Below are 21,420 nucleotides of genomic sequence, written 5' to 3'. Positions count from 1 at the left end.
TCCATGATTACCCGGCGCACGGCGATGATGGGGGCAGGGGGGATGCTGATGGTCCGGCCCGCACGCGCGCAGCATGTGCATCATGGGTTCGATCCTGCAGTCCCGCAGCCGCCATCACGGCTAGTGCGCAACTATCGGATGCCATCTGTGCCGCTGGTCGACCAGACCGGCAAGGCGGCTGACCTTGCGGCAGAGCTGCAAAAACCGGGCCCGGTGCTGATGACCTTCATCTTTACGACGTGTCCCGGCATCTGCCCTATTTTGTCGTCGGTTGTGGCAGCTACGACAGACGCCCTTGGACCAGAGCGGGCGGGCGTGCGGTTTTGGTCGCTGACGATAGACCCTGATCACGACGGCCCGGCTGAATTGGCGGCCTATGCCGATATGTTCGGTGCAGGGCCTGAGTGGAGGCTGTTTACTGGCGCGCCCGGTGCAATCGGCGCAGTTCGACTGGCATTCGAGGCAGATAGCGACATCAAGATGGCGCATCGCGCGCTTTATCTGCTGCGCATCCGCGAGGCGTCATGGGCGCGGTTCGAAGGCGATGTCACGCCTGAGCACCTCGCGGGAGCGGCCCGCGAGGTGCTGGCAGCGCAATCGTGATACGCCTGATATGCGCGCTGCTGATGGTATGGCTGGCGCCCGGTGCAATGGCTGGCGCGCCGGAGGATGCGTCCGCCGATGGTACACGAATTTATACGCAAGGCGTTCTGCCGGACGGCACACCGCTGCGTGCGGTGGTGGCGGGCGGCGGGCGACTGTCGGGCCAGATGGCTGCCTGCACGCGCTGCCACCGCCCCAGCGGATACGGCATGGCAGAGGGCGATTTGCGTGTGCCGGACATCACAGCACACACTCTTGCAGCGCCGCTTGAGCCGCGCCGCGACAGGCTGTTGCGCGAACTATATCAGGAACGTCAGGGGCCAATCGCCAAGTCCCGCGCACACACGCCGCGATTGCGGCCCGGCTATGCCGGTGCGGCGGATCTGGCAGGTGCCGTGGTAGACGGTGTCGATCCGGGCGGGCGCAGGCTGGCCCCGTCGATGCCGCGATATGCGCTGGATGCCGCCTCCGTTGCGGCTCTTGCCAGCTATATGTCTGACCTAGGGCGCGGGCCTGATCCGGGGATCGATGCGCAGGTGGTGCATTTCGCCACTGTCGTCGGGCCGGGCGTGCAACCCTCGCGCGCAGAGGCGATGCTGGACGTGATGCGCGCCTTCGTTGCGATCCGAAACCGCGAGATTGAGCGCGAGTTGTCGCGCGCTGATTTTTCACCTCGCCAAAAAGCACTGTACGGCTACGCAAGGCGCCTGTGGCGCTTGAATGTCTGGCAGCTTGAGGGACCGCCCCGGACGTGGGGTGCCCAGCTACAGCGGCATTATGCGCGCCAACCAGTCTTTGCCATGTTGGGCGGCACTGCCCTAGGGGATTGGGGCCCGGTCCAGACCTTCTGCGAGGCAGCGCATCTACCTTGCCTGTTTCCTCTAACGGACTGGCCGACCAACACGCCGGGGCATTTTACGATCCATCTGTCAGGCGGTCTACCGGCAGAAGCGCAAATGATTGCCGCGCGACTGGCCACCGAAGGGGCGAAGGCCGCGTTTGTGCAGCACGGCAGCGACGAGGCGTCGCAGGCGATGGCGCGGCACGTCGTTGCCGTGTTGACCGATAGCGGGATCGCAGTGACCGAAGAGCTGAGACAGGCCGACGCGCTCGTGCTTCTCGGCGATGAGGCCGCGGTGCAAAACCTACTGTCAGACCCACCTGTGGCTGAATTCACCGGGACGGTTCTATTAGCGGGCGGTTTGCTGGCGGAGGGAGCGGAGCGCGCACTGACGCTGCGTCCTTCGCGGCCTCTCTCGGTCACATGGCGATACGCGCTACCAGACGCGGCGCCCCAGCGGATCCACCGCCTTCGTGGCTGGCTAAGGGCCCGCCGCATTCGGGCGCCCGAGTGGGAGCGGACGCAGTTGAATACGCTTCTCGCGTTCGAGGTGGCCGAACATGCGATGGATCATCTGGTGGACCGCTATTCGCGCGAGCTGTTTATCGAGACGATCGAGCATCAGGTCGAGACGGGTCTCAATCCCGGCACGTTCCCGCGGATGTCGCTCGGGCCGGGCCAGCGGTTTGCGGGACACGGTGCAGAAATTCTGACGCTATGCCGCGATGGCGCGTTCATCACTGGTTCGCCAAAGGCGTGCCAGATGGATGAGGAGACGCTTTTTACTGTGGCCGAGTGAGCGCACGTAGCCAAGGGATAACCAAGGCCGCCAAAACCCCTCTGTTTTCGCGCCACAAACTGTCCGGAGCTTCCTGAAAGCCATAGTGGTGAACGCCTACCAACTGGCCGGCGGCGTTCAGGATCGGCGCGCCGGATGATCCGCTGGCCGTGTCACAGGTGTGCGTGAAATCGCTGTCCGGCGTGCGGCCAGACACCGGGCTTGCGGTCATTTCGCAATCCAAAAGGGCCACGTGCTTGGGCAGGTCTCCGGGATGTTGGATGATCATTAGCGGGCCGGCCATACCCGCCGGCTCGTCGGGTATTTCGATGATGCCGTACTCCTCGCCCGGCGGCGACGAAAGGCGCAAGGCGGTCACGTCAAGATCGAAGCTGGAGTAATGGTCCTCATACCCTGTGCATCTGCGCTGCTGACCCATCGCCAATCTGCCAGCTTCATCACGCTGATAGCCAAACACTGCAGTCATCGTACGGCAGGTTTCCTGCGAGTGAATACAGTGCTCGTTTGTCAGCAACAAATCCGGCTCGATCAGAAATCCGGTGCACGTTCGAGGCAGCCCGGCATCAAAGAACGACAGGAACGCGACCGGCCCGGCGAGGGCCTGCACGTCCTGCGGCACTTCGGGCGATGCGATCGGCCATAGCTGCGCCTCGCCATGGACCGAATATAGCAGCACATCATCCTGTTGGATCGACAGATTTTCGATTGTCACGGTCGTATCTATGTTCAGCGGGTCAGGGGTATAGAGTGCTATCGTCACGTTCCCGTTAGGGATCAGCCCGGTCCAGTGACCGCCTTCGGGCATGTCGGCGAGGGGGATGATGAATTCCTGCCCTAGATCGGAAAACAGATAGAGACTGGCAGTCGGTGGCGCGGGCGGCCCTTCGATGCGGACCAGCAGGCGCAGATAGTCGGTATCGGGAATACTGATCCCTCCGGTCCACACCACGGGGGCATCTCCTGTGCGCTCTGGCGCGCCTATCACCAGATCGAGGGCGCGCACGCCGCCATCAATGCGCGATTCCAGAACGGGAATATCCTGCGCCGCCGCAGCCGCGCCCCAGAACAGCGCGATCAGCCATGCGTACCTCCGCCGGGCCCGCGTCATCCCTGAAACAATGGCGAGGTGTAATCGCGGATCGCGCTGAACGGAAAGCTGACCACCTCAGGCACGCCATCGACCGTTCTGCGCACCTCGACCATGGGCGAAAGTGTCGCCACCAGACACGAGGCGTCACGCTCCAGTGCGCCATAGCGGCTGCCGTCCTCCCCCCCGACATGGCGAAATAGAATGTGACGATCCTTGGCGTCGTTGAACGTCAGTCGCCGGATATTCCACCATGGCTGGAACTGCTGCGCTGGATCGGGCGAGCGGCAGGCGATGGTATTGGGTACCTCGACGACCTGGCCGACAATCCGCCGACCGTCGAACAACTCGAACTGGGCATATTGCAAGTTTATCGCGCGCTCCACGTTCAGCCGCCCCGCCATCACCCGCCCGTTCAGACCGGGAAAGAAATCGGCCGTGTAGATCAGCCGGTCCTTGACCACTTTGGGTGCAATCTGGCCGCCCGCCTGCAGCAAAGCCGGGTCATCGCCATAGATAAACTCGCCTGTCGAAAAGATCAGCGATGCCACCGCCGTCACCTGCGGCGCGGCAAAGGACGTGCCGCTCATGTGGGTAAATACGTTACCGGACGTGGTGGTCAGCACGTTCATGGCAGGCGCACCGATTTCGAACATCGCGCTGGTGTTGCTGCCTTGGGTTGCGGTGCGCCACGGGGCTGGATTGTCAAGGTTATCATCAAGGCCAACCACGGTGATGACGTTTTCCAATGCGTTGAGGCAGGCGGGAATTAACTGGCAGCCGTTGCTCAGCGCCTTTGCCTCATTGCCGGCTGCTGCGACGATAAGCAGGCGGCTTTCATGGATCCGCAAAGCGTTCTCGACTTCGCCATTGCCCTGAAAATCGGGCAGCAGCCCGAAGCTCAAATTTGCCACGCGGGCACCGACAGGTATGTCTGTCGTAAGCTGCTCCGCAAGGCGAACGATCTGGCGATCCCGTGACAGGGTTTTGTCGAATGAGATCATATGCAGCCGCGCATAGGGGTTGACGCCCACCATGCCTTTGCCATTTTCGGGCGACGCGATAACCCCTGCGACGGCGGCGCCATGCTCAGATTGGCTGAGCGCTAATGGGTCAATCTCGCTGCAATCTGGGAGAGTTTCTGCAGTCGGTTCGCCCTCGTCGGCAGGCTCGGTCGACGTGAGGGTATGGCCGTCGCTGAATGTCATTGCCGGCAGGTCGCAGTGCCCGTTCGTTACCGCGGTGTCGATCACCACGACGATAACTGGATGGCGGTGCTGCTCGGGCAGATCCTCAAGATTTGCGAACGGATGATGGATCAGCTTGAACAGGTCCATCTGCCTCGCCACCAGCGGCTCGTCCCCAAGGCCGTATTCTTTTATGCTGCCGGTCGCGCGCAAAAACGGCTGCAAGGTTTCCAGCGCGAGATCGTTAAGCGATGTGTCGCTGTATTGCTTTTGCCAAACCGGTGAAAACGCAGCGCTCGGATCGGTGAATGTCTTGGTTCGCTCCGAAGTTACCAGCGCGCCGACGAGGCTCTGGACCAGTTTCGATCGCGCGTCCGTTCGAAACGTCACCGGAGCCTGCAGTTGCACCTGTGGCAAGGTCACATTTCGCTTGCCGTCCGGTGCCTTGATGATGGGTGGGTTAAAGCGCGCGATCACGTCCTTGCAGGAGCCTTTGAAGGCGGAACAATCCATTTCTGGGCTGATCGTGAAATCATCGACAGTCCAGTCGCCCGGCACCTGCTTGCGAACCAATGTGGTGATCGAGCGAAAGTTGTAATCGGGCACAACGATCGTATTGCCGACGCTTGTGCGCCATCGCCCTGGGCTGGCGGCAAAACCGCCGACATGAGACGTCAGATCGCTGAGTTGGCTTTGCGGGGCGCCGGTGAGGGTGCGGCTGCACAGCTTTGGATTAAGATCGCACATCATCGCGTCGATGCTTTGAGGGAAATGCGCCCCGAAAAACAGCTTCTCGTTTCGCAGGACATGCTCGACGAACGGGCTTTGATCCATTTTAACGGTGCGCAGCGTCAGATTGCCCGAGTTGAACAGCGACAGATAGAGCGTCTCGACCTCAGTCGAAAGCTCAACAGCATTGTCACTGTGCGAGCGCCATTCAAGGACAAGCTCGGGTACGGCTGATTGGGCGGCGGCGCCGGCCGCGCCCATCGCGAGGATCGCTGCCAACGCAATCGATTTCATCTCGATCCTGCTTCTGACGGTATTCCTCATGGCGCGATCCAATCAATTGTTACGCTCGCGGTGCTGGCGCCGTAGCCATGCACCATAACATGGGCCTCCGATGCATCAGGGGGCACGTCAAAAACGCAGGCTTCGGCGGCGCCCGGCGTGTAGGGGCGGCAATCGTACCCGGCCTGTGTAACCGCGCGGTCGAGACGCACGTAAAGGTCCGGATCGCCGGTGCCGGTCATTGTAGCGCTAAAGGTTGATCCCGGCGCCACGGGAAAGCTGCCAACCATTTCGATTTGGTCGGCATCCAGCGTGAATGGTCCGAACACCTCCTGCGTCGCCACGTTAGTGCCTGCGGCGGGTGCGCAAATTGCCGGGTCGATGGCAAAGCCAGCAGCCGCGCCGTAGATGCATGCGATGCCGTTCTTGTCGGAGCTGGTCAGCCGCAGGGTCCAATCGCCCAGCCCGTTGCATTGCGGATAGTGCATCACCGAAAACGCATCGTAATCGGTGACCCCGCGCCAGTCCTGATCTTCAAAGCAAGCCCCCGCCTCTGGCCGCGTATGCTCGTGCCGCCCGCCCAGAACATGGCCTAGCTCATGGCGCAGGATACCGCGCATGGTCAGCGCTTGATTGGGATCAAGGGTGAACGACGAGCCGTCTATGACCACGCTTCGATCCGGGCGCGGATCGTTGGGAAAAAAGGCCGCCGCCAGAAAAGCGCCGCCAGCGTTTACCGGGCGGACATCGAACAGCACTTCTTCGTTCGAGGCATCGCAGGCCTGATCCTCGGATTGGATGTAATGGAATTGCAGATCGGCCACCGCCTCCCACGCAGATGTGGCTGCCTCCATTTCCGCGACGACGGCGCCGTGGCGGCTGCCAAAGTCGGTGCTGACACAATAGGTCAGCGCATGGCGTTGCCGCACAGTCCATATCTGGTCCAGCCCGCCAACCGTGATGATGGCGAACTCGGGCACCTCGCCCGCCGGAACGGGCGGCGCATTGGCCACGTTGCGCATCCAGAACTCGCGCAACAGTTTTTCATTGCGGATGGGGGTATCGCCATTGACGTAATATTTTCCGGTTTCCTCGACGAAGGGAGTGCTGTCGCGGAAGGCCTCAAAGCTAAGGTTACTGGCATCTTGGCGCGCGGTTTCGGCGAGCCGCCCGAGCTCCTCATTGGCATCGCCCGGCTCAAGCTCCTGAGCGGCGCAAATGGAACTCAATGCGCCTACGGTACATGCGGCAGCCAACAAATGTCTCATAGTCGATCCTCCGGAAAAAATGGTCAGGTTAAAAACAGCTCATTGAAAATCGGGTGATCCGCATGGAACGCAGCGAAGCGGGCGTGCTGCGCGCCACGCGTTGTCAGACCAAGGTATCGCGCGGCGTTTGATCCCATCACGCCCTGCAAGCGGTCATCGGCGAACCCAAGTTCCTCTAGCGCGCTTACGACCTGCGCCGAATAGGTCTGATGCCCCGGAAGTCGGCCAATCATAGACCAGTCAGAGCCGTACATCATGCGCCGGGACACCAGCGGGGCGTGCGCGATCAACTCGCGCATCCGTGCCATCACGCGCGTGCGGTTCGGGCCATCGGACTCGGTCGCGATCGGCCAGAATCCAAGGTCGAAATAGAGACCCGGAAAATCCTCAAGCATTTCGGCAATCGTATCCTCCCAATCCCGCTGAGCGGGGTGGTCGGCGTTCGGCGCCGTCTCCTTGAACCGTCCGAAATGAGCAAGGTTCACCCGCAGATTGCCGAATTCGGGGCGCGACAGCACGGCCCGCCATTCCTGCGGAGCGGCAAATTGTCCGGTGCCGGGGCCGGCACCCATCGAATTTGTTGCATGGGCCTTGATCGGGACGTCGTTCTCGGCGCACCACGCGTAAAGGCGCTCAAGCTCGCGGTCGAGCGCGGGACCGCCACCTTTGGGCGCGCGCTTGGCCCAGACGGATACGTCGGCGGTGTTGCCGATTGGTTTGAACCCCAGCGGCGGGTACATTTTGACCCCGGCAAAGCCGCGCTCCAGAACTGCCAGCTTAACGTTCCGCAAGGAATCCCACTCCGGATGCGCCTCGCGTTCGAGCGCCGCGCGCAAGGGGCAGAACGGCGCGAAGGGCAGCACCAGCGCGTCTTGAAACCGCTTCGAGATAGCCGACACGATTTCGATCTGATCGGCGACCGAGTCGACGTCGTTTTCGGTTGTCTTGAACCAATAGGTAAAGTCGACGATGGACGGCGAAAACACCCGCACCTGCGTTGGGCCGCCGTAAGCCCTTTGCATTTCGGCCAGAATGTCTTGCCTCGCGCGGGTCAGCAGACCGGCCCAGCGGATCGACTGAAGAAGGGGCGAAAGGTGGCGATATTCCCGCTCCGTCCCAGTTGTCGGCGCGCCCTTGGCATACACCTCTGCTGCAAGGGTCCTTGCCTGCTGGCGCGGTGACTGCAGCCCGGTGCGTACCGAAACCTGTCCCACATCCAGCGCGATCCGGTCCAGTATCCGGCTCTCGTCTGATCGGCCCACGCTTAACCCCGCCGTGTTCGGAACATCACCTGCGGCATATTCGGCGAGGGCCGTGGCAACATTTTCCTGATCGCGCCGCTCAATCACGTCTGGCGGTGTCACGGGTGCGCCGCCCATCACAACGGCAAGCTCTCGTTTCGCCGTGGGTGTGTTCGTCAGTAAAATAGTTTTCAATAATTTCATGAACGCGGTGCTGGTCATGTCTGGGTCAACCGGGCCGTGTGGGTCCCGCAGGAACGTCTGCTGGACAAACCCAATGGCGGGTACGTCGCGGCCGTTGAAAAAATGCGTATGAATATCAATCGTCCCGGCTGCAAGGTCGGGCTGGGTCCAACGCTTGAGTATCCCGCAGCCACCCAAGCTGCTGGAGAGCATCAAGCCGCCTACGCACTTCAGCATGAAACGTCGGTCGGTCACCTGGCCCTCCAGTCCAAGGTGGGCGCACCCTTCGCAGCTGCACTCACTAGTCAAATTCAGCTTCGGGGAATCGTCTCACAGGAATTTATGAGGCTTCCCTTACGTCAATGTAGCAGAGAAACGCCAATAGGTTGAGGAGGAATCCGCCACCCAACCTCTGGCAAGGCGCGTTTCACATAACTCATTGGAAGGGCTTGCAAAAACGTCATGCGGCGCCAAATTGAATTCTGGTAAATTCTTACGGTGTCATAGATGATTGGCCGGTTAAAGCTGCTCACAAGAAGGAAAATCCGCACTTTCGGGTGGTAACATTTGAAAATTAAACAATTTTCCTGCTCGGTGCCTTTCACGCTACAGAGGCTTTGTTAAAATGCAGCAAATAGAATTGTATGCCTTATCGAGATAAGTGATGCAAAATCATAATGTTGCGGTGCAAAGCTCAACTATTTTAACCGCCGGAACGAAATGCGTGTTGGAAAGTTAATGTGTGTAACTGCACTCTTGGAGAATTTGACATGAAAACTCTCGCTGACGCATTCCATCATACACTGAAAGATATCTACTACGCTGAGAACGCTTTGACCAAAGCTATGCCAAAGATGATCAGCGCCGCGGATGGCGACGTCAAATCCGCCTTCGAAGATCATCTGAAAGAGACCAGAGAACATGTGAAAATCCTGAAAAAGGTATTCGCGACAATTGATAAGCCCGCTGAGGGCGAAAAGTGCGATGCCATCGAAGGGCTGATCAAAGAGACCGAAGGCATCATTCAAGAGGCGAGTGGCAAAGCATTGGGGGCCTGCCTCATCGGCGCGGCCCAAGCTGTCGAGCATTATGAGATCGCACGGTACGGCACGTTGCGTCAGTGGGCGAAAGAGTTGAAAAATGACGAGGCGCACGATCTCCTTTCCCAAATTCTCGATATGGAGAAGGCGGCAAATGCTAAGCTGACCGGGATCGCCGTAGCCGCAGCCTGACAAAGCAGCGTCAGGTAAAGGCCTCACAGAAATAGCTGGGCAGAGTTCAAGCCTGTGCAGCTATTTCTGGCTTGCGGTGTTCGAGTAACTGCTGTGACCGTGTTTGCGCGAGTGCATCTGCAGCCTCTCTGCGGATGCACTTTAGACCTGTTCGTAGTTTGGTTATCGAGCTTTCCACTTATTACCTTGTAGACATGGCGGCGAATCAATGCGCCCGGTATGTCATTGCTGATCTCCAGGAAATTTGAGGCCACATGTTTGATCCCTTCAGGCGCTTGCGAGCCCGATCGCAAAAGAAGCTCAGGCGTGCAGCAGTGTCCGCCATGAACGATGCGTGGGGGTCGCTGTTGGCACCTGCGAAGCCCGTAAGACGAAAATCTGGCAAAGCAGCCAAAGCTGCAACTAAGCCTGCAAAGAAGACGACCGTTGCTCGCAAAGGTGCGAACAACATCGGTGGTGTAAAGATTGCTGCCAGATCAAAGGCACCAGCCACATCGCAGTCAAAGTCTACCGTTCCGCGAGGGGCATCCTTCAAAGACGGGACGCATGAGAGTGCATATGGCACCCGGTCCTACAAGCTCTACGTGCCTGTTGCCGCAAATTCGGCGACAGATCCGTTACCGTTGATTGTGATGTTGCACGGCTGCGGACAGACACCTCAGGATTTTGCCCGAGGTACCGGGATGAACGCGCTGGCCGAGGAGTTCGGCTTTCAAGTTCTCTACCCGGCGCAGGCGCGTGACGCGCAGCGAAATCGGTGCTGGAACTGGTTCAAGAGCGATGATCAGGCGAGGGGCGCGGGAGAGCCGGCTCTGATTGCCAGTCTGACGCAGCATGTCATCAGTGAACAAAATGTCGACCTGTCCAAAGTCTATGTTGCGGGATTATCGGCAGGTGCTGCCGCAGCTTTGATCGTTGCAACGGCCTATCCGGATATGTTTGCGGCCGTGGGCGTTCATTCTGGTCTGGGGGTGGGCGCAGCTCATGACGCGTCCTCTGCCGCGCACGCCATGAATATCGGTGCAACAGGCCGACGCCATGACACCCAGATGCCGACGATCATTTTCCATGGCGATTCTGACAAAGTGGTCAACCCGCGGAACGGTCGCTTTGTCGCGATCAGGGCGCTGGAGCCTTACGACCATCTCGATATGGCAGAGAAAACAGGCCGTATTGCTAATGGCCGCGACTATACACGGACGTCGCACCGTGTGGGCCGGGGACGTCCCTTTGTCGAAAAGTGGGTCGTTCATGGGGCTGGCCATGCTTGGTCAGGAGGGCATTCCGCCGGAAGCTATACCGATCCCAAAGGCCCGGATGCATCGCGTGAAATGGTCCGCTTTTTCATGCGCCATCGAACCACCGCAAAACGCCGTTCGACCCCTAAGATCTGAGCTCATCTATCAGATTAGCTACGTAAGATAAGCCACTAATATTAAATGATATTAGGACAATGTAGCGTCATTCACGATCAGATGCTCTGCGTCCCACGACGCCGGGCAAACCTCTGCCTCGGCATGACCATTTCGCAACCGGCGGCATGCGCCTACAGGTATGTCGGCCGCGATCACCACATGGTCTGTCATCATTGCAGTGGTTTGCGGCGCGATTATCGCGTGGATACCGTCCAGTGATACGCCTACGTCACAAGGCAAAAATACGCTGGCACCGCCGACACCAGTGTCGATCATAGGCTGCCCAAAAGGTACGCCGACAGCGCCCAGAACGCAGACTACTGTTTGAAGTTCAATCGCCCGCGTACGAGCGCAACTAAAGACCCTGTTATAGCCCGTGATCATGTCGGTCTTGGCAGGAATAATGATGAGATCAAGGTTAAGCTCACCCAGCCGCGACCACAAATGGGTAAATTCACTGTCTAGGCAGATGATCATGGCAACCCGTAGGCCGTTCCAGTCGATCACATTGATCGCGTCGCCATGGACGGTGATTCCGCCAGCGCCCTGAGCTTCTAAAGGGGTCAGGCTCAGCTTATCTTGGCTGTGCCGCATGCCGTCAGGGGTGAGAAGCCACGCGCGGTTCAGATAAGTTTGAATGCCGTCTTGTACACCCGCTGCGAATGGTATGGTTCCGGCCAAGATCGATACGCCGTAATGCGCAGACATCGCCGCTATCGCATCCAGGGCGATTTCCCCACATTCAAAGAGCCACCCCATCGTGTTTCCGAGGGGCAAATCAGCGGGCGCAAAGCTTAGCCATTGTGCGCAGGCGAACTCTGGAAGCACCAGCATATGACCGCCGCGTGCCGCTGTCTGGACAACGCGTGCTTCCAAACCGGCAAGCCACGTCTGCAAATCCTGCACTACCGGCTCAAGATTGGCAGCCCAAAGGTCGATTGAAACATATTCCATAATTTTTCCTAGCTTGGATTGCGGTCGATCGGATGACCAAGGGTCCAAACTGTCTGGGGCGACCGAGATACAAATTTGGAAACCGCAGACCGTCTGCGGCAAGTGCCGTTAAGCAGTAGTCTGCTTTGCCGCGCATCAATCTAGTTGGAAGCGTGGGAACTCTGTCCGAGTAACATTCGTTGTCAGGTTGATAGACGCCCTGCATCACACGCACGACTGTGCCGTTGGAGAACAATAAAATGTCCGAAGAAACACCGCATTTCCGCCCGTCAATCAAAACCCAAAAATCGAATGAGACGATTGAGCGTTCGCAAACGGAGGGGCAGGGCGGGGAGACGCACCAACACGCGCCAGACGATCACAGACTGACAACGGCCCAAGGTATCCCGGTGTCGGACAACCAGAACTCTCTCAAGGCTGGTCCCCGCGGCCCCACTCTTCTGGAAGATTTTCACTTCCGCGAGAAGATGTTTCATTTCGACCATGAGCGCATACCGGAACGGGTGGTTCACGCCCGCGGCTACGGTGCGAGGGGATACTTTGAGACGACAGACCCCATTCCTGAGCTGACATCAGCGCATCTGCTGCAGGAAAAAGGCCGCAAGGTTCCAGCGTTTGTCCGCTTTTCGACTGTCGCCGGGAACAAAGGGTCAATGGACCTGGCACGCGATGCGCGTGGCTTTGCGGTGAAGCTGTACACCGAGGAAGGAAACTGGGACATCGTTGGCAACAACATTCCTGTATTTTTCATCCAAGATGCGATGAAATTTCCCGACTTGGTGCATTCCGTAAAGGAAGCTCCTGACAGGGCTTTTCCACAGGCTCAGTCAGCACATGATAACTTCTGGGATTTCATATCATTGATGCCAGAGGCGATGCACATGATCATGTGGACCATGTCAGACCGGGGTATTCCTAGGTCGTTCCGCTTTATGGAGGGCTTTGGTGTTCACACATTCCGCTTTGTCAACGCCGAGGGCGACAGCACCTTTGTCAAGTTTCACTGGAAGCCGAAGCAGGGCCTGCAATCTGTACTGTGGGACGAAGCAGTAAAGATCAACGGTGCCGACCCTGATTTTCATCGCCGCGACTTGTGGGATGCCATCCAGCGGGGCGATTACCCCGAGTGGGAATTGGGCGTTCAGGTCTTTGATGACGCTTTTGCTGACCAGTTCGATTTCGATGTGCTGGACGCGACGAAGCTGATCCCAGAAGAAGACGTGCCCGTGCGCATCATCGGACGGCTGGTGCTGGATAGTGTGGTCGACAACTTTTTCGCAGAGACCGAGCAGGTCGCGTTCTGTACGCAAAACATTGTACCCGGTATCGACTTCACTAACGATCCGCTGCTGCAGGGGCGGAATTTTTCCTATCTTGACACGCAGATCAAGCGGCTGGGCGGCCCAAACTTTACGCATATACCAGTAAACGCGCCGCGCTGCCCCTTTGCCCATTTTCAGCAGGACGGTCATATGGCGATGCACAACCCGGCCGGGCGCGCCAATTATGAGCCGAACAGTTGGAAGGATGGCGGGCCGCGGGCGGATGCCGAGGCAGGCTTCCGATCGTATCCCGAGGAGATTTCTGGCGAAAAGCGCAAAGCGCGTGGCGAGCTTTTTGCCGATCACTACAGTCAGGCGCGTCAGTTCTATCAAAGTCAGACCAAGGTTGAGCAGACACACTTGGCTGATGCCTTGATTTTTGAGTTGTCAAAGGTCGAAACGCTGGAAATTCGCGAGCGCGTGGTTGCGCATCTGCCAAATATTGATGGTGATCTTGCCCAAACCGTCGCAGATGGCCTGGGGTTTGAGGATGTGCCTGAGGCACACGCGCCGCGACGCGAAGTAGTTGGTGGTCTGACGAAATCGGACGCGCTTTCAATTCTCAAGAACGGACCGGACAGCTTTCAGGGCCGCAAACTGGGCATCTTGGTAACTGACGGTATCGACGGTGAACTTTTGCAATCGTTGAAAGACGCCGTACAAGAGGCTGGCGGAGTGGTGGAAATCGTTGCGCCCGCAATCGGTGGGATCAAGACGTCAGACGGCAAGCGCGTGCCCGCCGATCAGAAAATCGATGGTGGTCCGTCCGTTCTATATGATGCCGTCGCAGTTATGGCATCGAAGGACGGCGTGGCAAAATTGAAGTCCGTGCATCCCGCCAAAGGCTTTGCGGCAGATGCATTCGCGCACGCCAAGTTCATCGCTCTTGCGGGGGACGCCGCCGAGCTATTCCGCGCAGCCGGGGTAACTGATTTCGATGATGGCGTGTTCGAATTGGCTGACCGTAAAGGTGCTGCTGAGTTCATCGAGGCATGCAAAGCCCTAAGGTATTGGGACCGAGTAAAGTAGAGGTTGACAGCAACTCGCCATATCGTGTGAACGACACTGCGTCCGCTTTGGCGGGCGCAGCAAAGAAAATTCGCAGCGGCAAATAGTTGCGCTCTTTGAAAATCTCCTCCCTAATCAACGCGGCTTTGATCACTAGTGCATTGCCAATTTGATAATTTTCGCCAATGCCTTCGTCAGCTAGGATTTGCGCTAACGCTTGGAGAAATGGCCCGCTAAATGGCCTGCCCCTATGGAATTGCCTAACGCATCTGAGTACCCTATTTTAATGAACACAAATCTCCCACTCATCGTCGGAATAGGTGCCTCTGCAGGGGGGATCAGCGCATTGACGCACCTGTTCGAGGCAGTGCCCCCGCATAGCGGAATGGCCTTTGTTGTTGTAACCCATCTGAACCCTGACCGCGAAAGCTTGCTTCATTCGGTGTTAGAGCAAAAGACCGACATGGTCGTGAAGGTTGCCCAAAACGGCGACGCAGTCGAGGCCGACACAGTCTATGTCATGCCCGAACGCTCGTTCCTGCTGATGAAGAATGGACGTATCAAGCTGAAGGAGACCGGTTCAGGCGCTCGGGAACACAAACCGATAGACATTTTCTTTGGCTCGCTAGCCGAGGACCAAAAGGAAAATGCAGTTGCCATCGTGCTATCGGGCGGGGACGGTGACGGATCGCTGGGCGTGAAGGTTATCAAGGAACAGGGCGGCGTGACCTTTGCGCAGACGGCCGGCGACGGATCGATGCTTAACTCCGAGATGCCAGAAAGCGCTATCGCCACAGGCTGCATCGACTTCGCGATCCCAGCCGAACAGATGGCTAAAAAGCTGTTAGAGATCCGCGATGGTCGCGCGACGCTGGATGCGCTTGTGATGGCAACGGACCAAGATCGGGGCGCCAATCCGCGCGAAGTTCAGGCCGTCATTTCCGAGATCCTGGGCAAGCAATCTGGTCACGACTTTTCCGGCTACAAAAGCAAGACGTTCTTTCGACGTGTCGCGCGGCGTATGCAAGTAAAACAAATAGGCGATCTGGATGCCTATTGTACGCTGCTAAAACAAGACAGCGACGAAGTAAAAGCCCTGTTTCGTGACCTGCTGATCAGCGTGACCAACTTCTTTCGTGACACAGAAGCGTTTGAAGCTCTGGAAAGGGAGGTCATTCCGAAACTTTGCGAAAACCGTGATGCAAAGAATCCTGTGCGGATCTGGGTGCCAGCCTGCACCACTGGCGAAGAGGTCTATTCGCTCGCCATTCTCATCAGCGAACACCTGGAAGACAATTCTATCGCCGCACCGGTCCAAATTTTTGCGACCGATATCGACGATCCGGCCCTCTCTGTTGCTAGGCAAGGGCGCTATCCCGAACAACTTTTGCGGAAGGTAAGCCCAAAGCGGCTTGCGCGGCACTTCAATCGCGATGGGGCGAGTTATGTCATCTGCAAAAAGGTGCGCGAGATGTGCATTTTTTCGCCCCACAACGTGATCAGCGATCCGCCATTTTCACGGATGGATATGGTGTCCTGCCGCAATCTGCTGATTTACTTTGGCCCCGAACTGCAACGCCAGGTCATCCCGACATTCCACTACGCGCTAAAGCCAAGCGGCTACCTGTTCTTGGGAACTTCCGAAAGCATCAGCCAGTTTAGTGACCTGTTTTCAACCGTGGACAAAAAGAACCGCATTTTTCAGGCATTGGATCGAGGTAATCGACGCTGGAATCCATCAGGCACAACGTACCCAGTTAACGGCAAAAACACAGCGCCTAACGAAGGTCAGGAACTGTCGGAAATTCAGCTCCGGCACAAAGTAGAACGCCACATTCTCGAACAGTATACTCCGGCCCATGCCGTTGTTCGGGAAGACGGCGAAATCGTCTTTGTGTCGGGCGGCACTGGCGGGCTGCTAGAGCTTCCGCGCGGCGTCCCGTCCCATCATCTTCTTGATATGGTGCCACGCGAGGTGCGGTTGGAACTGCGCGCCACCTTGCGCCAAGTCGTCGAAAGTCGGCGCCCTGCGACCCGTATCAACCTGAAGGTGACCGCAGCGTCTGGAGACGTGCAGCGCCTGAACATCAAGGTGGAGCCTCTGCGCGGCACCAGTAAGCAAGATCAGCTTTTCGTTGTGTTTTTCGAATCTGCTGCACCCACGACACCAGATCCGGCCGAGGCCACCGACGACAGTCGACGCAACGAGGCCGCCGAGCAGCAGTTGCGCGAGTTACGTGAACGTTTGCAGTCAACTGTAGAAGAATACGAAACCGCCTTGGAGGAACTGAAATCCTCGAACGAAGAGCTGGTATCGGTGAACGAGGAGGCGCAGTCGACCAACGAAGAGCTGGAAGCCTCCAAAGAGGAAATGCAGTCGCTGAACGAAGAGCTGAATACTATCAACGCCGAGCTCAGCGGTAGCATTGAGGAACTCGATCACGCTAATGCCGACCTGCGCAACTTGTTTGACGCGACCCAGATCGCGACGGTGTTTCTCGACGGTGATTTGGTCATTCGCAACTTCACCCCCGCTGCGGCAGAGCTGTTTAATTTACGCGCAGCCGACTTAGGTCGACCGTTACCGGAATTGGCCAGCGTCAGCGATTACCCCGAGCTAAAGGAACACATCCGCAAAGTTTTCGATTCCGGCGCAATTTACGAGCATCGCCTCTATCGCCGGGAAAATCAGGCCCACTATCTGGTGCGGATCACACCCTACCTGAGCGGACATGAAAAAGTTGAGGGGGCGGTTGTGACCCTTGTTGACGTGACCTCGCTTGCGAAGGCTGAGGAACATCACAAGGTTCTGATCGCCGAGCTGAACCACCGCGTCAAAAATATGCTCGCAGTGATCATCACCATCGTTAAAACCTCTCTGCGAGGCAAAAGTTTGCAATCCAATGCCTTGGAAACATTGACCAATAGACTGCATGGAATGGCGCGGGCCTACAGCCTCCTGTCGGAGCGGTCTTGGACAACGGTCGGGGTGCACGACATCATTCAGGGCGAACTTGCGCCCTTTGATCCGGGCCGAATTCAAACCAGCGGCCCCAACGTGAGCTTGAAGCCGCCACAAGCTCTGGCGATGAGCATGATCATCCACGAGCTTGTAACCAACGCCATAAAATATGGCGCGCTGTCGAATAACGATGGCCGCATCGAGGTGCGCTGGACGGCAAATGACAGTCGTTTGGCGCTCGACTGGATCGAAAGAGGCGGGCCCGAGGTGAAGAGGCCGGAACGAAATGGCTTTGGATACGTTTTGATACACGGCCAAGTGGAGCGACAGCTCAATGGCCAGTTGGAAACCAGTTTCGAGCCCGTTGGCTTGAGCTTGAAGATGGAGTTTCCGTTCTAGAGTCAGGAGACCCAATCATGTCCGCGCCAGAAAAAAGATGTAGAATTCTGGTGGTTGAGGATGAGTGGCTGATTGCAATGGACACAGCGATGATGATCGAAGACGAAGGGCACGTAGTCGTAGGCCCGGCCCCGAACGTTGTGACGGCAATGGACTTGATACAGAACGGTTCAATAGATGCGGCATTTTTGGACATCACCCTCGGGGCAGAGACCTCATTTCCAATTGCCGAGAAGCTGAGTGAGTTGGGCGTGCCCGTGACCTTCGTCAGTGCCTATGGGAAAAAAGAAATCCCATCTCAGTTTCGCAACTTCGACATGCTGTCAAAACCCATAATGTCCACATCTCTGGTTCGCCAGATGGACAAGATGTTGAGCAAGACTTGAGTGTTGTTGAACTAGGCCATCGTTAGAAAAACAGCGCGACTTGGCGGAGCAGAAGGCGCGCGTTTATCTTTGCAACGGGGCGAGGACAATCGCAGCGGTTTGTAGAATGCTCGCTGTTTCCCTTAAGTGCAGAGGGCATTTTGTGAGCAATTACCGGTGTGTAGCGTGCAAAGTTGGACTCGAACTTTAAGGTGCAAGACCCGTCTTGCAGGCTGGTAGATATGCTCCCCGGTCTCATTCCGCACCAGCATGTTTTCGCCTACCGATCAGCTAGGTGGACAAGTGAAAATTTGTCATCTTATAGTTTATAACAGCAACCATGATCGGCGCTTGTCCGGGTTTTGGTGCCAGCAATATGGGGAGCATGATAATGACGACACGACGTAATTTTCTGGCCGGAGCCGCCGCAGGTGGCGCAGCGCTAACGTTTCCGGGCCTGACCACACGCGCCTTCGCCGCAACCGAGGCGCTGAAGGTTGGAATCCCGGTGCCAATCTCGGGCGCGTTTGCCGCCAACGGTAAATTCGCCTCGATGGGCGCGATCCTAGCCGCCGAAGAGGCCGGTGAGGCCGGCGCTGTTGAGGTTACGACCTTGGATATGGACACCGAGGGCAAGCCGGCCACCGCTGTGCGCAAGGTTCAGGACGCCATCGCGCAGGATGGGGTTCAGCTGTTCGCAGGTGGCATCTTGTCGTCAGAATCGCTCGCCATGGGCAAGGAGATTGAGCGGGGCGGTGGCACGTTTATCACCACTGCAGGCGCGGACGAAATTACTGGGTCTGATTGCAACGCCGCCACATTCCGTTGGAGCGTGCCAACCTTTGGCGCGGTAGAGCAGACGGTTCGTCCGATCATCGACATGATGCCAGACGCCAAGCGGTGGTACACGATCACGCCGCAATATGTGTTTGGCGAGGGCCTGCTGAGCGCGGCCAAAAACATTTTCGAGGAAAAGGGACTGGAGCATGTCGGTAACAGCTATCACTCGCTGGCTGAGCGTGAATTCAGCGGCTATCTGACCAATGCCATTGCGGCCAAGCCGGACGTCCTTTTGCTGCTGAACTTTGGTTCTCAATCGTCCGACACGCTGCGGCAGGCTATCAGCTTTGGCCTGAAGGAGCGGATGACCATCGTTATTGCATGGGCGTCGGGATTGGAGCAGTTCGAGGCGCTGGGCGCCGACACCTGCGAGGGCGTCTTCTTTGGTGCGCAGTATTGGCATACAGTCGACAGCCCCGCCAACAAGGCGCTGGTCGAGCGGACACAGGCCAAGTATTCGCAGAACCCGAACTATTCCATCGCCGGTTCCTACATCATCACAAAGCTACTGCTGGATGCTGCCGCAACCGCCGGATCGACAGATGGTCCCGCGGTCGCGGGCGCGCTCAGCGGGCTGGAATATGATGGCCTGACCGGCCGCGAGATGGTGCGCGCCGAGGATCATCAGGTGATCAAGGATTACTACCTGTTGAAGGGCAAGGCCAAGGCCGACATGGCCGACAAGGACGACTACGCCGAGATCGTCAGCCGGGGCCAATCGTTCCTGGCGCCTGAGGATACAGGCTGCACCTTGGGCTGATACCCTCGCATTATGGGGTCGGGCGCGAACCGCGCCCGACTGCCGGGCACCTTGCTGTAACACCTCGCCCTAAACACCTCGGGAGTAGGCCGCTTGACCTATCTGTTCCAGATCCTCAACGGCGTCGGCCTTGGGATGCTTTATTTCCTGTTGGCCGTGGGCCTCAGCGTCATCTTCGGCCTTCTGCAATTCGTCAATTTTGCGCATGGGGCATTCTACTTGCTGGGCGCGTATCTGACCTATGATCTGACGCAACGCGATTTTAGCCTATGGGTTGCGATGCCAATCGCCGCGCTGATAGTCGCCTGTGTCGCCGCACTTACCGAAGCTGTGCTGCTCAGGCGAATATACAAACTGCCCCATACGTTTCACATCCTCGTCACCGTGGGCATCGCGCTGGTAATTCAGGAATTCGTCATCATCGTCTGGGGCCCGGTCGGAGGCAGCGTCGCGACGCCTCAAATCCTGAGCGGGATCATAATCTTGGGCGATTTCATCTATCCGATATATCGCCTCTTTGTTATCGGATTCACCGTCGTTCTGGCCGCGATCCTGTGGTGGGCGCTTGAGGGCACGCGGCTGGGCGCGATCCTGCGCGCCGGATCGGAATCGACCGAAACGATGGCGCTGTTGGGGTATAACACGCTGAAAATCAATACTATCGTCTTTGGTCTCGGGGCGGGCCTTGCCGGGCTGGCTGGTGCGCTGGCGGCGCCCATTCGGGGCGTCGATCCCTTTATGGGAATTGAAGCGCTAAGCGTGGCATTCGTCGTCGTGGTAATCGGCGGCATGGGCAGCTATGTGGGCGCACTGGTCGCGGGTATTCTGGTCGGCGTCGTGCAAAGCCTGATGGCAACCATTTGGCCCGAGGGCGCGCGTCTGATGATATATGTCGCCATGGGGCTCGTCATTGTGACTATGCCTCGCGGCCTGTTTGGGCGGGTCTAGAACATGGTCATTAACACGCCACTCGTTCAATTCGCACTGGCCACCCTGACCGTTCTTGCACTGCCTCTGTTTTTGTCGTCGGGGATCCTCGCTGGCGAGATCCTCGTCTTTGCGCTGGTCGTCGCGGCGTGCAATCTGCTGCTGGGCTATACAGGCCTTCTGTCCTTTGGGCAGGGGATATTCTTTGGCGTCGGCAGCTATGCGGCTGGCATACTGCTAACGCGCACCGGGATCCCGGTGGGCGTGGTTCTGCCGCTGGCAGCCGTCATGGGCGCTGCGATCGCCACTATCGTCGGGGCACTGTCGATCAGGCAGCAGGGCGTCTATTTCGTTATGCTGACGCTTGCCTTTGCGCAGATGTTCTACTTTCTAGCCTATACCTTCAGCGGTTTGACTGGTGGCGACAACGGCCTGCTGGATGTGCCGCGCCCGATACTGGCCGGGACAGAACTTACCGATCCGTGGCCGTATTACTGGTTCGTCGCAGTCTGTTTTCTGGTGCTGTTTGCTGCGCTGCTCATGGTTACACGCTCGACCTTCGGGCGCACCCTGATCGCTGTGCGCGAGAATGCGGAGCGCGCGGCCGCGATCGGATTTCCGGTCAGGGTTTTCAAGATCGTCGCCTTCGCCATTTCCGGCGCTGTCACCGCTTTTGCCGGGGGCCTGCATGCTATGCTGATCGGCGTCGCGCCGCTGTCAAACATCGAATACCACACCAGCGAAATGATCCTGATCATGACCATCATCGGTGGCAGCTCGTCGCTGTTCGCATCGGTTCTTGGGGCTGGGTTCTACATGCTGCTGGCTGATACGCTCTCAACGATTATGCCACGCTGGCTCCTCATCCTTGGCCTTGTTCTGATAACGGTCGCCCTCTTTCTTCAGCGCGGTCTCTGGGGTCTGGTTGAGCGCCTTTGGGGGATGATAACGCACCAACGCGTACCGGGCGCGGACAATACGCTGCCCGACGATACGGCTTCGGGAAAGGAATAGGC

The 21,420-nt window shown here is 58.0% G+C and carries 15 protein-coding genes; 10 read left to right on the top strand and 5 right to left on the bottom strand.

The window, feature by feature from the left end:
* Positions 1-3 precede the first annotated feature (3 nt).
* Together MK6180000_RS10500 and MK6180000_RS10495 are read left to right on the top strand one after the other, a co-directional pair.
* A complete protein-coding gene (locus tag MK6180000_RS10500) occupies positions 4-603 on the top strand; it encodes an SCO family protein (RefSeq protein WP_171054594.1) in 600 nt (199 codons plus the stop codon).
* Positions 600-2,243: a hypothetical protein gene (locus tag MK6180000_RS10495; RefSeq protein WP_138934691.1), complete on the top strand. Its 1,644-nt coding sequence runs from the start codon at positions 600-602 to the stop codon at positions 2,241-2,243. The genes MK6180000_RS10500 and MK6180000_RS10495 overlap by 4 nt, the downstream gene beginning before the upstream one ends.
* Here MK6180000_RS10495 and MK6180000_RS10490 read toward each other — a convergent pair.
* The 4 genes from MK6180000_RS10490 to MK6180000_RS10475 are packed head-to-tail and all read right to left on the bottom strand — an operon-like array spanning position 2,227 to position 8,475.
* Complete coding sequence (locus tag MK6180000_RS10490) at positions 2,227-3,351, bottom strand: trypsin-like serine peptidase (protein ID WP_138934690.1); 1,125 nt, start codon at positions 3,349-3,351, stop codon at positions 2,227-2,229. The two genes, MK6180000_RS10495 and MK6180000_RS10490, sit on opposite strands and share 17 nt — an antisense overlap.
* Positions 3,348-5,540: a S8 family peptidase gene (locus MK6180000_RS10485; RefSeq protein WP_171054593.1), complete on the bottom strand. Its 2,193-nt coding sequence runs from the start codon at positions 5,538-5,540 to the stop codon at positions 3,348-3,350. The genes MK6180000_RS10490 and MK6180000_RS10485 overlap by 4 nt, the downstream gene beginning before the upstream one ends.
* 26 nt (positions 5,541-5,566) lie before the next feature.
* Positions 5,567-6,796, bottom strand: coding sequence for a matrixin family metalloprotease (locus tag MK6180000_RS10480; RefSeq protein WP_138934688.1), 1,230 nt, complete (start codon positions 6,794-6,796; stop codon positions 5,567-5,569).
* A gap of 23 nt (positions 6,797-6,819) precedes the next feature.
* A complete protein-coding gene (locus MK6180000_RS10475) occupies positions 6,820-8,475 on the bottom strand; it encodes an amidohydrolase family protein (protein WP_138934687.1) in 1,656 nt (551 codons plus the stop codon).
* Positions 8,476-8,990: 515 nt separating this feature from the next.
* Between MK6180000_RS10475 and MK6180000_RS10470 the strand changes: the two genes are divergently transcribed.
* Both MK6180000_RS10470 and MK6180000_RS10465 read left to right on the top strand, forming a co-directional pair.
* Entirely contained in the window at positions 8,991-9,452 is a 462-nt protein-coding gene (locus MK6180000_RS10470) for a YciE/YciF ferroxidase family protein (RefSeq protein WP_138934686.1), read from the top strand.
* A 323-nt stretch (positions 9,453-9,775) separates the two neighbouring features.
* A complete protein-coding gene (locus tag MK6180000_RS10465) occupies positions 9,776-10,846 on the top strand; it encodes an extracellular catalytic domain type 1 short-chain-length polyhydroxyalkanoate depolymerase (RefSeq protein WP_246040487.1) in 1,071 nt (356 codons plus the stop codon).
* 51 nt (positions 10,847-10,897) lie between these two features.
* On the opposite strand, the gene MK6180000_RS10460 is transcribed toward MK6180000_RS10465, so the two are convergent.
* Complete coding sequence (locus MK6180000_RS10460; RefSeq protein WP_138934684.1) at positions 10,898-11,821, bottom strand: nitrilase-related carbon-nitrogen hydrolase; 924 nt, start codon at positions 11,819-11,821, stop codon at positions 10,898-10,900.
* Between the two features lie 239 nt (positions 11,822-12,060).
* Between MK6180000_RS10460 and MK6180000_RS10455 the strand changes: the two genes are divergently transcribed.
* From MK6180000_RS10455 to MK6180000_RS10430, 6 genes are all read left to right on the top strand, one after another.
* Positions 12,061-14,172 carry a catalase gene (locus MK6180000_RS10455; RefSeq protein WP_138934683.1) on the top strand — a complete coding sequence of 704 codons (2,112 nt, stop codon included), beginning with the start codon at positions 12,061-12,063 and terminating at the stop codon, positions 14,170-14,172.
* A gap of 229 nt (positions 14,173-14,401) precedes the next feature.
* The gene (locus MK6180000_RS10450) at positions 14,402-17,512 is read left to right on the top strand and encodes a CheR family methyltransferase (protein WP_342777715.1); all 3,111 of its coding nucleotides are present in this window, start codon (positions 14,402-14,404) and stop codon (positions 17,510-17,512) included.
* A 17-nt stretch (positions 17,513-17,529) separates the two neighbouring features.
* Positions 17,530-17,898: a response regulator gene (locus tag MK6180000_RS10445; protein ID WP_138934681.1), complete on the top strand. Its 369-nt coding sequence runs from the start codon at positions 17,530-17,532 to the stop codon at positions 17,896-17,898.
* Between the two features lie 370 nt (positions 17,899-18,268).
* A complete protein-coding gene (locus MK6180000_RS10440) occupies positions 18,269-19,477 on the top strand; it encodes an ABC transporter substrate-binding protein (protein WP_138934680.1) in 1,209 nt (402 codons plus the stop codon).
* A 93-nt stretch (positions 19,478-19,570) separates the two neighbouring features.
* Positions 19,571-20,425 (top strand): branched-chain amino acid ABC transporter permease, encoded by an 855-nt coding sequence (locus MK6180000_RS10435; protein ID WP_138934679.1) that lies wholly within the window; start codon positions 19,571-19,573, stop codon positions 20,423-20,425.
* A 3-nt stretch (positions 20,426-20,428) separates the two neighbouring features.
* Positions 20,429-21,418, top strand: coding sequence for a branched-chain amino acid ABC transporter permease (locus MK6180000_RS10430; protein ID WP_138934678.1), 990 nt, complete (start codon positions 20,429-20,431; stop codon positions 21,416-21,418).
* Positions 21,419-21,420 lie beyond the last annotated feature (2 nt).

The organism is Roseovarius arcticus (assembly GCF_006125015.1).
GTDB lineage: Bacteria > Pseudomonadota > Alphaproteobacteria > Rhodobacterales > Rhodobacteraceae > Roseovarius > Roseovarius arcticus.
This window is presented reverse-complemented; position numbering and strand designations above follow the sequence as displayed.